We start from the raw sequence: 12,858 nt of genomic DNA, 5'->3' as shown, positions 1-12,858 counted from the left end.
TTCCCGCGTCCGCGCAGCTCGTCGTGCAGCTTGTTGCACGCACCGACGCAGGAAGCTGCGTCCGGAAACGCTCGAAAGCCGGTCCACCGAACGGCAGTCTTCTCCATGTCGGAACAACGGCGATCCACACAGGGGGAAACGATGAAGAAGAACCAGCTCGGCGGACGCACCCGAATCGCCTCGCTCGCCGCGGGATTCGCGGTCGCGGCCGGACTGACCTTCTCCGGGCCTTTCATCCACCCGCTGGCCCAGGACCAGCTCACCGCGTCCGGTCAGGCGGCCGACAGGGCCCGCTGCTTCCTCTCCGTCGTGGAACTCGACGACCTCGACATCACGAAGTGCGCACCCAAGGTGAAGCTCCCCGTCGACCGGCGCGAAACGTTCGACTGGATTTAACGGCGGGACACACCCCGGCCACGGAACAGAAGACGAGGAAGGAAGAAGGGAGCCACACCATGACCACCCACTCGGTACTCATACCGTTCCTGCCGACCCGGCCCGAACAGATCCTCCCCTACGCCGGCCTCGTCCACTGGACCCGGGCGCACCGGCTCTGGCAGGGACAGTCCCTGATGGTCGAACCCCACCACGGGTTCGTCCACGCCGCGGGAGCCGGCTTCCGGGTCCCCACCGGCCTGGGCGTCACGCTCATGCCGCTGCGCCACCCCTACGAGGCCGCCCTCCAGGCCCGCTCGCTGGCCCTGGCCACCGGGCAGCCGGTCACCGCCGGCTTCGGCCCCGGGGCGCCCTCCCTCCAGCAGGCCCTGCGCGGGGCCCCGTACCGCAGTCCCCTGACCGCGGCCCGCGAGTACCTGACGGCCGTGCGCGGCCTGCTGGCCGGGGAACACGTCACGATCGACGGCGACTACGTCACCTGTGACGCGCAGCTCGCGCCCTTCCCCTCCGCTCCGGTGGAGATCGGCCTGGGCGTGCTGCGGCCCGCCATGGCCCGGCTCGCCGGAGAGGTCGCCGACGTGGCGATCACCTGGCTGACCCCGGCCGCCTACCTGCGGGACACCGTCCTGCCGGCGCTGCGCGAGGGCGCGGCCAAGGCCGGCCGGCCGGTGCCCAGGCTGACGGCGATGGTGCCGCTGGCGCTCGCCAGGAAGGACCGCACGGCCGGCGAGATCGCGCTGGCCAGCAACTCCGCGCACCTGGGACTGCCGCACTACGTCGACATGCTGCGCAAGTCCGGGATCGGCATCACCGGCACGGACCGGGAGCTGGACGCGCGCGCCCTCGTCGAAGGGCGCGGATTCCTCAGCGGCGACACCACGGAACTCCTCGCCCAGCTGAAGGAGTACGAGGAGGCGGGCGTCGACGAAGTCGTCCTGAACGTCACCGGCGTGGCCAATTGCTACGGCCCGCAGGCGGCCTCCGAAGAACTCAGGACGATTCTGTCCGCCCTGGCCTGACCCCGGAATCTCCGGGTCCGGCCGCAGCACGGCCGGGCCCCGGCCCGGCGTGCCCCGAATCACTTCACACCACTGCACATCGCTTCACACCACTGCACATCGCTTCACATTGCTTCGCATTCCTTGAAGGGGGAGTCATGGCGGGAATCAAACGGCATCTGATGCTCTGGGGTACCGGAAAGCCGGGGGCGGAGCTTTCCGCGACGGGCTCCGCGACGGTCGTCCTGGAGAATCCGGACCACCTTTCCACGCTGCTCGGCTCCGACCTCGTAGGACCGCACTCGGTGGTGTTCGCCCCCGGCCACACCCCGGACGCGGGAGTTCCGGACGGCCCCGTCGTCGCCGGCTACGAGGGTTCGCTGAGCGAACCCGGCCTGGAATGCGCCCTCGGCACGGACTTCTACCTCCAGATCCAGAACTACGGCGTCAGCGCCTACATGTCCGTGGTCGGTCCGACGCTGATCCGCGTCGCCGACGACATGGACCTCGACGCCTACCTCGCCGACGCCGACCAGGCCCGGCAGACCGGCGCCTTCCCCGACTTCCTCACCAACCCCGTCATCCAGCTCGCCGACCTGCCCGCACTCGGCGCGGGCCCGGCCGGCGACGGCCCCCGCTGCCGCCTCTACGCCGACCAGGACGGCGTCCTGTCCACCGCCCCCGGCGGCGCCCGGCTCGGCGTCCTGGGCGAGGACACCCTGGAGCAGCTCGACACCCGCTGGCTCCTCGACGCCGCCGCCGGCACCGACGGCGGACCGGCCGCGGAACGCCCCTGGCTGGCCCGCTACCTCGCCGCCGTCTCCGCCGTCCGCGACCTGCGGGCCCGCGGCCTGGCCGCCGACGTACGGGTCTCCGGGTTCGGCGGCCGGCTGAACGCCGCCGCGGCCTCCGTCCCCGCCGACGCCGCCGCGGACACCACCGACGCACGGCTGCCGCTGCTGCTGTGGTCGGGCGAGGACGCCTTCGTCCACGACCCGGCGAGCGGGCGCACCTTCGGCCTCGACCCGGTCGCCGCCGGCCTCGCCGAGGTGCTCCTCGTCGCCGGTTCGGTGGAGGCGGGCGCCTCCTACGCCGACCGGGCGGCCCTGGAGCAGGTCGCCGCCTACTTCGAGGACGCCGGGGTCACCCTGCGGTCCGCCCGGCTCGTGACGGCGGGGCACTGACCGCCATGACGACGATGACGATCACCAAGCCGATGTCCGACGCGGGCCACCGCGTCCCCACCCCCGCCGACGTCCCCGGACGCGCCGGCGAGCTCCTCGCCTCCCTCGGCGACCGGGCCGTCCTGTGCGACCTGTACGACGCCGTCGGCGCGACCGTCTACCACGACCTCGCCGGCACCGGCACCCACGAGGTGCGCGAGCTGCTCGCCCTCGTCCGCCGCATCCCCGGCGACGTCCTCGACCTGGCCGCCGGCTCCGGACGCCTCACCCTGCCCCTGCTCGCCCTGGGCCGCCAGGTCACCGCCCTCGAACTCTCCTCCTACATGCTGGAGCTGCTCGACCAGCGCCTCGCCGCCGCCCCGCCCGCACTGCGCGCACGCTGCCTGCCCGTCCGGGCCGACATGAGCGCCTTTGACCTCGGCCGCCGCTTCGGCGCGATCGTGCTGGGCACCACCACCATCTCCCTGCTCGACGCCGAGGGCCGCACCGGCCTCTACCGGGCCGTCCGCGAACACCTGGAGCCCGGCGGCCGGTTCCTGCTCTCGACGGTCGACATGGCCGCCACCGGTGAGGGCCCCGCCGAGGTCGACATGGAGATCGTGACCGACAGCGGACGCGCCTACCGCCTCTTCGAACACTGGACGCCCGACTCCGGCAGCCGCACCGTCACCCTCTTCCCCGCCGGCCCCGGCGCACCCGGCGACGAAGGCCCCGTCCAGGTGTGCACCACCACCATCGGCGTCCTGCCCGCCGAACTCCTGGAGGCCGAACTGGCCGCCGCCGGGTTCTCCGTCCGCTCCCGCCACCCGCTGCCCGCCGTCGGCGAGCGCCACCACGACGTACTCCTCGAAACGGAGGTGACCCCGTGAACGACACCACCACCACGCCGCCCGGCCACCACCCGCTGTGGCCGTCCCTGACCGCCCCCCAGGACCAGGGCCGCGACGACACCTGCGCCGTCTCCGCGCACGGCGTACGCGTCCGCTTCGCCGACGGCCGTGAACTCCTCGACGGCTCCAGCGGCCTGTGGAACACCAACATCGGCTACGGCAACGAGGCCATCGCCGCGGCCGCCGCCGAAGCCCTCCGCGAAGCCTCGTACCTCTCCGTCTTCCGCTACGAGAACACCCACGCCCGCCGCGCCGCCGAGGCCCTCGTCGAAGCGGCCGGCCCCGCCCACTACGGCCGGGTGCTGTTCTCCACCTCCGGCGGCGCCGCCAACGACCTCGTCATGAAGGTCGCCCGGCACTACCACGCCCTGCGCGACGAACCCCGCCGCAAGGTCGTCGTCGGCCTGCGCGGCAGCTACCACGGCCTGACCTTCGGCAGCTTCGCCCTCACCGGCGACGACCTCGGCCAGCAGCTGTACGGCGTCGACCAGCGGTTCGTCCGCCACGTCGCCCCCAACGACCCGGCCGAGCTGAACGCGCTCATGGCCCGCCAGGGCGCCCAGATCGCCGCCGTCGTCGTCGAACCCGTCCTCGGCAGCGGAGCCGTACCCCTCACCGAGGAGTACCTCGCCGAACTGCTGCGGCTGCGCCGCGAACACGGATTCCTGCTGGTCGCCGACGAGGTCGCCACCGGCTTCGGCCGCACCGGCAGCCTCTTCGCCTCCCAGCAGTGGGCCGAACAGCCCGACCTGCTCGTCTCCTCCAAGGGACTCACCAACGGCACCAGCGCCGCCGCCGTCGTCATCGCCTCCCGCCAGGTGGCACGGGCCTTCACCGACGCCGGCGCCATGCTCACCCACGGCGAGACCCAGGCCGGCACCCCCGTCACCTGCGCCACCATCACCGCCACCCTCGACGAGATGCGCCGCCTCGACGCGGTCGCCCTCGGCCGGCGCCTGGCGCAGCGCCTCGACACCGAACTCGGCGCACTCGTCGCCCACCACCCCCGGATCGCCGCCACCACCGGCCTCGGCTGCTTCCGCTCGGTCCGGCTGTGCGACCCGGACGGCACCCCCTTCCCGCAGGACCAGGTCCACGCCCTGGTCCGGGCCATCCGCGACGCCGGCGCCATCGTCCACCCCGGGGTGAACGGCATCCAGCTCTTCCCCGCCCTCACCTACACCGACGCCGAACTCACCGAACTCCTCGCCGCCGTCACCGCCGGACTCGACCTCCACCTGGCGCGGACCGCCGCCCCGGCGGCCGAGGCCCTGGCGTGAGCGCCGGCTGGCACGCCCCGGCACAGCAGCTGATCGGCTGCGACAGCCTGGGCGCCTGGTTCACCGGACGCCCCGAGCGGCGGATCACCGTCCTCGTGGACGCCACGGTCGCCACCGCCCCGGTCACCGGCCGGGTACGGGCCCTGCTCGCCGGGGACCGCTACGAGACCACGGTGCTGGAACTGTCCGGCCCCGGCGACCTGGACTCCGTCGCCGCGCTCGCCGGCCGGGTCGCGGACGCCGAACTGCTCGTCGGCATCGGCGGCGGCTCCCTCCTCGACCAGGCCAAGCTGGCCGCCCTGATCCGGACCAACCCCGACGCGTACGCCCGCCTCACGGTGCCGCAGCGCAGCGGACTCCTGGTCCTCGGCCACACCACCCGGCGCGGACTCCCGCTGGTCGCCGTACCCACCACGGTCGGCACCGGCACCGAGTCCAGCGGAGTCGCCTGCCTCGGCTACCCCGGCCACGGCAAACGGCTGGTGATGGGCACCGCACTGCGGCCCAGGGCAGCCGTCCTCGACCCGGTCGCCACCGCCACCCTCGACGACGAACTCGTCGCCGAAGGAGTCCTCGAAGCACTCCACCGCGTGGTCAGCCCGTACGTCGGCGACCACGGGGACCTGCCCACCGAGGACGCCCTGGTGGAGACCATCGCCGAACGGCTGGTGCTGCTGGGACACGAGGTGCGCGCCGCGCGCCGCGCCGGCCGCCCCACCGACGACCGGCTGCGGCTGGAGATCGCCAAGCTCAGCGGCCTCAGCCACGCCGAATGGGCCCACCTCGGCCGCGACCTGTACGCGGTCAAGGGCTGGCTCATCGCCAACGAGCTGTCCTCCGCCCTCGGAGTGCGCAAGATGACCGCGGTCGCGGCGATCCTGCCGCACCTGTGGCGGGCGATCTCCGCCGGCGAGGCACGGCTCGGCTCCGCCGGCCGGCTGCACCGCCTGTGGTCCCGGCTGCGGGCCACCGACCCCGAGAACCTCCCCGCGGACCCGGCGGCGGGCATCGAAGCCCTCACCGACTCCTGGGGGATCCACCGCGGCATCGACGCGGGCCCCGACCGGCTCGCCGAGATCGCGCACCGCACCGTCCGCGCCTGGGGCGCCGGACTGCCGATGCTCGGCGGCCTGCGCACCGACGACGTGTACGGCCTGCTGGCCGACGCCGCCGCGGCCTGAACCACCAAGACTTCCGCACCCGCGAGCACACCGCCGCGAGGAGCGGACGGGATCACACGTCCCACGCACAGAGCACGCCCTGATCGACCCACACGGAAAAGGAGAACGACCCATGCAGGACAACCTCGCGATCGACGCCTTCCCCGCCCTGGAGCTCGGCATGCAGGAGCTGGAGGCCATGGAGGCCCCGGGCTGGTGGACCGGTATCGGCGTCAGCGCCGGCGTGGTCGTCGCCTCCGCGGCGGGCTACGGCTCGTACGTCGCCTCCGCGGCCATCATCGCCACCTGAGAAGCCCGTACCGCGCACGGCGGTACGCCTTCCACCCACCAGAGAAACACCCACGGAAAAGGAGAACGACCCATGCAGGACAACCTCGCGACCGACGCCTTCCCCGCCCTGGAGCTCGGCATGCAGGAGCTGGAGGCCATGGAGGCCCCGGGCTGGTGGACCGGTATCGGCGTCAGCGCCGGTGTCGTCGTCGCCTCCGCGGCGGGCTACGGCTCGTACGTCGCCTCCGCGGCCATCATCGCCACCTGAGAAGCCCGTACCGCGCACGGCGGTACGCCTTCCACCCACCAGAGAAACACCCACGGAAACAGGAGAACCCCATGCAGGACATCGTGAAGCAGGACATCGCCACCGAGAACCTGGAGCTCGGCATGCAGGAGCTGGAAGCCATGGAGGCCCCGGGCTTCTGGTCCGGCTTCAAGCAGGGCGTCGTCATCAGCGGCATCGCCGTCGCGAGCGCCACGCTCGCCACCTGATCCCCCCGGCGGCCCGCGCGGCCGCCGAGATCACAGCGGACCGGACTCCCGGTCCCTCAGGGTGACTTGGTCCCGTGGCGGTGGCAGCCGCCACCGCCGCGGGCCCCCGCACCCCCTCACGCACCACACGCACCACACGCACAGAGCGGAAGGAAGAGGGAGCCAACATGCCGAAGGAGAACCCCCGCAAGGGGACGAACGGACAGCTGGGGACGACCGCCGCGCTGCTCGCGCTGGCACTGGCCGTCGCCAACGCACAGCTGACCGGAGCCGCACTCGTCGCCGTCATGAGCGTCATCGGCCTCGGTCTCGTCGCCTGCGCCGCCAAGGTCGGCGCCAACGTCGCCGCGGGCAAGCGATGAGCGCCGCCGGCGTCGTCCGCGCCTCGGGCCTCACCAAGGAGTTCGGCCCGTTCACCGCCGTGCAGGACGTGACCTTCGAGGTCCGCCCCGGCCGGGTGACCGGACTGCTCGGCCGCAACGGCGCCGGCAAGTCCACCTCCCTGCGCATGCTCCTCGGCCTGGTCCGCCCCACCTCCGGCACCGCCACCGTCTTCGGCCACCCCTACACCGAACTCCCCGACGCCGCCCGCCGCGTCGGCGTCTGCATGGACGGCATCGGCCCCACCCCCGGCGCCTCCGGCCGCCGCGACCTGCGGATCTGGGCCCGCACCCTCGGCGTCTCCCGCGCCCGCGTCGACGAGGTCCTCGACCGCGTCGGCCTCACCGACGCCGCCGACCGCCCCGCCAAGGGCTACTCCACCGGCATGAAGCAGCGCCTGGCCCTCGCCACCGCCCTGCTCGCCGACCCCGAACTCCTCGTCCTGGACGAGCCCGCCAACGGCCTCGACCCCGACGGCATCCGCTGGCTGCGCGACACCCTGCGCGCCCTGGCCGCCGAAGGCCGCACCGTCCTGGTCTCCAGCCACCTCCTCGCCGAGGTCGAGCAGACCGTCGACGACGTCGTCGTCATCCAGCGCACCCTGCGCTTCGCCGGCTCCCTCGCCGAGCTCACCTCCGACGGCGCCCAGCGCCTCGAAGACCGTTTCTTCTCGCTGGTGGACGGGGACGCCGAGACCGCCGCGCGCACCGAAAGGCTGACCCATGCGTAACGTCCTCGCCGGCGAGTGGATGAAGGCCTGGACCGGCCGCACCTGGCTGATCCTCGCCACCGCAGGGACCTTCATGTCCCTCCTCACCTGCTTCGGGTACGCCTCCACGGGCGACGAGGCCATCGCGCTGGGCACGTCCACCGCCGCCGCCGTCACCGACGACATGGCCCAGGCGTGGATGATGACCTTCCTGATGTCCGCCGTGTTCGGCGCCATCCTCGTCACCCGCGAGTACAACACCGGCGCCATCGCCCGCTCGGTCCTCCTCAGCGGCGGCCGGCTGCGGCTGCTGTCCGCCAAGGCCCTCGTCGCCACCGCCGCCGGACTCCTGGGCGGCCTGCTCGCCGCCGCCCTCGCCGTGCTGTGCGCGTTCACCCTCCCCGGCCACTTCGGCTACGACGGCGACTGGACCGGCCACACCACCCGCATCGTCCTCGGCGTCGTCACCGTCAACGTGATCGCCGCCCCCTGGGGCGCGCTCCTCGGCTGGATCCTGCGCAACCAGCTCGCCACCGTCCTCACCGTCATCGCCCTCACCCTCCTCGTCGAGCCGGGCCTGCAGGAACTCGCCCCGAAGGCCGCCGCCTACCTGCCCACCATCGCGATGAGCTCCGTCTACCTCGACGGCAAGCCCGAGCTGCTCTCCGTACCGCTCGCGCTCCTGGTCCTCGCCGGCTGGCTCGCCGCCGCCGGGACCGCCGCCCGGCAGCTGCTGCTCTCCCGCGACGTCATCCAAGGGTGATCCCGACATGTCCACCAAGACGCTCATCCGGAAGGCGGCCCCCGCCCCGGCCGCCCCCCAGCCGGCCGCCTCCGCCGCGGACGGCTGGGACCCCGCCCTCCTGGAACGCCCCCGCATCGCCGCCAACGTGGAGATCCACGAGCCCATCGAGAGCGGCGCCCCCTGGGTCCTCCAGCGCGGCAACCACCAGCACTTCCGCCTCCAGCCCGACATGGCGCGCCTGGTCCGGGCCATGGACGGCACCCTCGACCACGACGGCCTCGCCGAGGTCCTCGGCCCGCCGTGGACCGCGCAGCACGTCGGCACCGCCGTGCACAAGCTCGCCGACTCCAAGGTCCTCGACGACGGCAAGCCCGCCGAACGCCGAAGCACCTGGTTCCGCTTCGTGCCGCCGATGACCCTCCAGTTCACGGTGCTGCACCCCGAGCGGGTCCTCGCCCGCCTCGCCCCCGTGATCCGCCTCCTCGCCGGACGCACCTCGGCCGCCGTCGCCGCCCTGTTCGTCCTCGGCGGGATCCTCGCCCTCGCCCTGCTCACCCCCGAGGTCGACGCCGCGCTCGGCAGGCCGCTCCCCTTCTACGCCTACTTCGGCGTGATGGCCGGAGTCCTGGCCACCACCGCCGTCCACGAGGTCGGCCACGGCGCGGTCCTCACGTACTACGGCGGCCGGCCCAGCCGGATGGGCTTCATGCTCTTCTACATGTCGCCCGCGTTCTTCTGCGACGTCTCCGACGGCTGGCGGCTCTCCCGCAAGGAACAGCGCGTCCGCGTCGCCCTCGCCGGCATCGCCACGCAGACCGTGATCGCCGGGGCCGCCGCCCTGAGCGCCCTGTTCCTGGGCCCCTCGGACCTGCGCGACGCCGTCCTCGTCTTCGCCGTCGCCACCTACACCAGCGGCGTCGTCAACCTGCTGCCCTTCGTGAAGCTCGACGGCTACATCGCCCTGATGAGCCACCTCGACGTCCCGCACCTGCGCGACCGGGCCATGACCGACGCCCGCCGCTTCCTCGCCCGGATCCTCTTCGGCGGCCGAGGCTACGCACGGGAACTGGCAGGCCGACGCTGGGCGGTCGCCTTCGGACTGGCCTGCATGGCCTTCCCCCTCTACGTCATCGCCGGCGCCCTGACCCTCTGGTCGGACCTGCTCCAGCGGCTCGGAGCCGTCGGCACCAGCACCGTCCTGATGGTCGTCTGCTACCTCGTCTACCGCCTCGGCCTCGGCTTCGCCAAGCTCACCACCGAGGGCCGCGCCGCCGGCGCCCCGCTGTGGCGGGTCATCGCCGCGGCCGTGCTCCTCACCGGGGCCGCCGGGGCCGCGCTGGTCCTCGTCAAGGCGCCGTACACCGTCGCCGCCGGATACGTCGCCCACGACGGCGGCCGCGTCGAGCTGGTCCTGCCGGACACCGCCGACCTGTCCGCCGTCCGCCCCGGCTCCGACGTCCGCTTCTACCGGGCCGGACTGATGACCCGCGAGGAGACCGGCGCAGCGAACGTCGCCGCGACGGCCCGCACCGAGACCACCGCACCCATGTCGGCCTTCTTCCCCGTCGCCGCCACCCCGGTGCGCATGCCCGTCGTCAGCCTCCCGCTGACCGTCGGCCGGTCCCCCGCCGACCCCGTCGGAGCCGCCCGGGTCGACCTGGGCGAACTCCCGCTGGGGGAGTGGCTGTACGTGAAGTACGTCGCCCCGCTCTGGCGCCGGTAAGCCTCCCCTTTTCCTTACCTCCCGCCCTTCCCGTCCCTCCTGTCACGAACGGAGTGCACCATGGACCTCCGCTACATGAACTACTGCCAGCCCGGCAATCCGTTCTACGACGTACCGGCCACCGCCGCCGCCGACGCCAGCGTCTTCCCGGCGGTGACCGGCCCCCTCCCCGAGGGCTGGACGCGCAACGACAACACCCACTGGCTGCTGATGACCCCGCCCGGCACCGTCCTCCCCGGCCAGGGCTGGAAGATCCACGTGTCGGCCACCCTGGAGAACGCCGACCGCGTCCTCGACCTCGTCTGGGACTTCTGCGTCGCCGAACGCGTCACCTTCAAGTTCATCCGCAGCGCCGGCATCCTCAAGATGCGCAACAGCAAGTACGGCGACCGCGGCAGCAGCGGCAAGTTCTTCACCATCTACCCCGGCGACGAGGCGCAGCTGGAGCGGATCCTGCGCGGACTCGGCGACCTCCTTGACGGGGAGGCCGGCCCCACCATCCTCAGCGACCTGCGCTGGCGCTCCGGCCCGCTCTACGTCCGCTACGGCGGCTTCGTCTCCCGGCTCGGCCGCTCCGAGACCGGCGAGCTCGTGCACTGCATCGAGGACCCCGAGGGCCGGCTGGTCCCCGACGTGCGCGGCCCGTCCTTCCGGCCGCCGTCCTGGGTCGAACTGCCCGCCTTCCTCGGCGAGGCCCTCGCCGCCCGCAACGCCGCCACCCTCCAGGACTTCCCGTTCCGCGCCACCAAGGCCCTGCACTTCTCCAACGGCGGCGGCGTCTACCAGGCCACCGACACCCGCGACGGCGGCACCGTCCTGCTGAAGGAGGCCCGCCCGCTGGCCGGCCTCGACGAGGACGGCGCCGACGCCGTGACCCGCCTCCAGCACGAGCACTGGGCCCTGGACAAGCTCGCCGGACTCGACTGCATCCCGCCGGTCGTCGACTACCGCAAGGGCAACGAACACTGGTTCCTGGCCCGCGCGTACGTCGACGGCAAGCCCCTCGCCCGCGAGCTCCTCAGCCGCAACCCGCTCGTCAACGACGACCGCACCGAAGGCGCGTACGACGCGTACGCCGACTGGGCCCTGAAGATCGTCGACCAGGTCGAGCGGGGCGTCGAGGCCATGCACGCCAAGGGCGTCGTCTTCGGCGACCTGCACCCCAACAACATCCTGGTCCGGCCCGACGACACGATCTCCTTCATCGACCTGGAGACCGCCACCCCCGTCGAGGACGAGTCCGCGCAGGCCATCGGCGCCCCCGGCTTCCGCGCCCCCGCCGGCTACACGGGCACCGCCGTCGACCGGTACGCCCTCGGCTGCATCCGGATCGGCGTCTTCCTGCCGCTGACGGTCATGGCCACCTGGTCCCGCGCCAAGGTCGACCAGCTGATCGGCCTGGTCACCGAGCACTTCCCGGTCCCCGACGGCTTCGCCGGGCAGGTCCACGCCGACCTCGGCCCCGACCCGCACCCCGGACAGCTCCCCGACCCCGGCCCCGCACCCCTGTGGACCGCCCCCACCGCCGCCGACTGGCCCGCGCTGCGCACCGCCCTCGCCGAGGACCTGCTGGCCAGCGCCACCCCGCAGCGCGAGGACCGGCTCTTCCCCGGCGACGTCGAGCAGTTCTGCGTACCCGGCGGCGGAGCCACCCTCGCCTACGGCGCGGCCGGCGTGCTGTGGACGCTCGCCGAGCTGGGGCACGCCCCCGCCGACGAGCACCTGGCCTGGCTGACGGACGCCACCGCCCGCGCCGCGGACATGGGCCCCGGTCTGTACGACGGGCTCAGCGGCGTCGCCTACGCCCTGGACCGGCTCGGCCGCGCCGACGAGGCCGCCGCCGTCCTGGACCGGGTCCGCCGGGCCCCGCTGGAGGACGCCGACCACAGCCTCTTCGGGGGCCTCGCCGGCATCGGCCTGACCCACCTCCACTTCGGTGACACCGACGAGGCCGCCCGGATCGCCGCGCTCATCGCCGACCAGGCCCCGGGCGGGACGGCCGGCCGGCCCCGGCCCGGGCTGCTGCGCGGCGCGGCCGGCGGGGCCCTGCTGATGCTCCGGCTGCACGAAGCCACCGGCGGTCCCAAGTACCTCCACGTCGCGGCCGAGTTGCTGCGCCACGACCTCGCGGAGGCGGGCTGGTCCGAGGACGCCGACCCGGCGGGCTCCGAGGACGCCGCCTGGAAGGTGCCCTTCCTGGCCTTCGGCGGCGCCGGCCTCGCCATGGTGCTCCACGAGGCGGCGCGGCTGCTGCCCGACCCGGAGTTCGCCCGGGCCCGGGAAGCGCTGCGCGAGCAGGCCGGCCCGTCCTTCATGCTCAACGCCGGGCTCTTCCACGGCCGGGCCGGCGCCCTGCTCGCCCTGCGCCACCTCCACGACGGCTCCGCCGCCACCGACCGGGCGGTCCGGCGGCACCTGGACGCCCTCGGCTGGCACGCGGTGCGCTGCGACGGCCACCTGGCCTTCTTCGGCGACCACACCCTGCGCCTGTCCGCCGACCTCGCCACGGGTTCGGCCGGTGTGCTCCTCGCGGTGGAGGCCGCGCTGGGCGATGCTGGCCCCGGTCTGCCGTTCCTCGCGCCGGGCCCCCGATGACCTGCCAGGAG

14 protein-coding genes are annotated in these 12,858 nt (G+C 73.5%); all 14 read left to right on the top strand.

From position 1 onward, the window contains the following. The first annotated feature begins 141 nt into the window (after positions 1 to 141). A complete protein-coding gene (locus ABD973_RS13710; protein WP_345500193.1) occupies positions 142 to 396 on the top strand; it encodes a hypothetical protein in 255 nt (84 codons plus the stop codon). Between the two features lie 59 nt (positions 397 to 455). Then, positions 456 to 1,415: an LLM class flavin-dependent oxidoreductase gene (locus tag ABD973_RS13705; RefSeq protein ID WP_125822009.1), complete on the top strand. Its 960-nt coding sequence runs from the start codon at positions 456 to 458 to the stop codon at positions 1,413 to 1,415. 137 nt (positions 1,416 to 1,552) lie between these two features. Continuing rightward, the gene (gene mpaB, locus ABD973_RS13700; RefSeq protein ID WP_345500192.1) at positions 1,553 to 2,578 is read left to right on the top strand and encodes a daptide biosynthesis RiPP recognition protein; all 1,026 of its coding nucleotides are present in this window, start codon (positions 1,553 to 1,555) and stop codon (positions 2,576 to 2,578) included. Between the two features lie 5 nt (positions 2,579 to 2,583). Beyond that, positions 2,584 to 3,447 (top strand): daptide-type RiPP biosynthesis methyltransferase, encoded by an 864-nt coding sequence (gene mpaM / locus ABD973_RS13695; RefSeq protein ID WP_345500191.1) that lies wholly within the window; start codon positions 2,584 to 2,586, stop codon positions 3,445 to 3,447. Then, a complete protein-coding gene (gene mpaD, locus ABD973_RS13690; protein ID WP_345500190.1) occupies positions 3,444 to 4,748 on the top strand; it encodes a daptide-type RiPP biosynthesis aminotransferase in 1,305 nt (434 codons plus the stop codon). Before mpaM ends, mpaD begins: the two co-directional genes overlap by 4 nt. Continuing rightward, complete coding sequence (gene mpaC, locus ABD973_RS13685) at positions 4,745 to 5,929, top strand: daptide-type RiPP biosynthesis dehydogenase (protein WP_345500189.1); 1,185 nt, start codon at positions 4,745 to 4,747, stop codon at positions 5,927 to 5,929. Before mpaD ends, mpaC begins: the two co-directional genes overlap by 4 nt. A gap of 112 nt (positions 5,930 to 6,041) precedes the next feature. After that, complete coding sequence (locus tag ABD973_RS13680; RefSeq protein ID WP_164720927.1) at positions 6,042 to 6,218, top strand: daptide-type RiPP; 177 nt, start codon at positions 6,042 to 6,044, stop codon at positions 6,216 to 6,218. Positions 6,219 to 6,290: 72 nt separating this feature from the next. Beyond that, a complete protein-coding gene (locus tag ABD973_RS13675) occupies positions 6,291 to 6,467 on the top strand; it encodes a daptide-type RiPP (protein WP_164720928.1) in 177 nt (58 codons plus the stop codon). Positions 6,468 to 6,538: 71 nt separating this feature from the next. After that, entirely contained in the window at positions 6,539 to 6,694 is a 156-nt protein-coding gene (locus tag ABD973_RS13670) for a daptide-type RiPP (protein WP_164720929.1), read from the top strand. 167 nt (positions 6,695 to 6,861) lie between these two features. Further along, a complete protein-coding gene (locus tag ABD973_RS13665) occupies positions 6,862 to 7,056 on the top strand; it encodes a hypothetical protein (protein WP_042801453.1) in 195 nt (64 codons plus the stop codon). Then, positions 7,053 to 7,805, top strand: coding sequence for an ABC transporter ATP-binding protein (locus ABD973_RS13660; protein WP_042801454.1), 753 nt, complete (start codon positions 7,053 to 7,055; stop codon positions 7,803 to 7,805). The genes ABD973_RS13665 and ABD973_RS13660 overlap by 4 nt, the downstream gene beginning before the upstream one ends. Next, the gene (locus ABD973_RS13655) at positions 7,798 to 8,547 is read left to right on the top strand and encodes an ABC transporter permease (RefSeq protein ID WP_125822013.1); all 750 of its coding nucleotides are present in this window, start codon (positions 7,798 to 7,800) and stop codon (positions 8,545 to 8,547) included. Before ABD973_RS13660 ends, ABD973_RS13655 begins: the two co-directional genes overlap by 8 nt. 7 nt (positions 8,548 to 8,554) lie before the next feature. Next, positions 8,555 to 10,252, top strand: a complete 1,698-nt coding sequence (gene mpaP, locus ABD973_RS13650; RefSeq protein WP_345500188.1) for a daptide biosynthesis intramembrane metalloprotease — start codon at positions 8,555 to 8,557, stop codon at positions 10,250 to 10,252. Positions 10,253 to 10,312: 60 nt separating this feature from the next. After that, a complete protein-coding gene (gene lanKC, locus ABD973_RS13645) occupies positions 10,313 to 12,847 on the top strand; it encodes a class III lanthionine synthetase LanKC (RefSeq protein ID WP_125822014.1) in 2,535 nt (844 codons plus the stop codon). The last annotated feature ends 11 nt before the right edge of the window (positions 12,848 to 12,858 follow it).

The sequence above is a fragment of the Streptomyces racemochromogenes genome, assembly GCF_039535215.1.
Classification (GTDB): Bacteria; Actinomycetota; Actinomycetes; order Streptomycetales; family Streptomycetaceae; genus Streptomyces; species Streptomyces racemochromogenes.
This window is presented reverse-complemented; position numbering and strand designations above follow the sequence as displayed.

Coding starts and splice junctions, on each gene's coding strand:
- ABD973_RS13655 (WP_125822013.1), top strand. CDS start 7,798: ATGCGTAACGTCCTCGCCGGCGAGTGGATGAAGGCCTGGACCGGCCGC.
- ABD973_RS13705 (WP_125822009.1), top strand. CDS start 456: ATGACCACCCACTCGGTACTCATACCGTTCCTGCCGACCCGGCCCGAA.
- ABD973_RS13660 (WP_042801454.1), top strand. CDS start 7,053: ATGAGCGCCGCCGGCGTCGTCCGCGCCTCGGGCCTCACCAAGGAGTTC.
- mpaB (WP_345500192.1), top strand. CDS start 1,553: ATGGCGGGAATCAAACGGCATCTGATGCTCTGGGGTACCGGAAAGCCG.
- mpaM (WP_345500191.1), top strand. CDS start 2,584: ATGACGACGATGACGATCACCAAGCCGATGTCCGACGCGGGCCACCGC.
- mpaP (WP_345500188.1), top strand. CDS start 8,555: ATGTCCACCAAGACGCTCATCCGGAAGGCGGCCCCCGCCCCGGCCGCC.
- ABD973_RS13670 (WP_164720929.1), top strand. CDS start 6,539: ATGCAGGACATCGTGAAGCAGGACATCGCCACCGAGAACCTGGAGCTC.
- lanKC (WP_125822014.1), top strand. CDS start 10,313: ATGGACCTCCGCTACATGAACTACTGCCAGCCCGGCAATCCGTTCTAC.
- ABD973_RS13680 (WP_164720927.1), top strand. CDS start 6,042: ATGCAGGACAACCTCGCGATCGACGCCTTCCCCGCCCTGGAGCTCGGC.
- ABD973_RS13665 (WP_042801453.1), top strand. CDS start 6,862: ATGCCGAAGGAGAACCCCCGCAAGGGGACGAACGGACAGCTGGGGACG.
- ABD973_RS13675 (WP_164720928.1), top strand. CDS start 6,291: ATGCAGGACAACCTCGCGACCGACGCCTTCCCCGCCCTGGAGCTCGGC.
- ABD973_RS13710 (WP_345500193.1), top strand. CDS start 142: ATGAAGAAGAACCAGCTCGGCGGACGCACCCGAATCGCCTCGCTCGCC.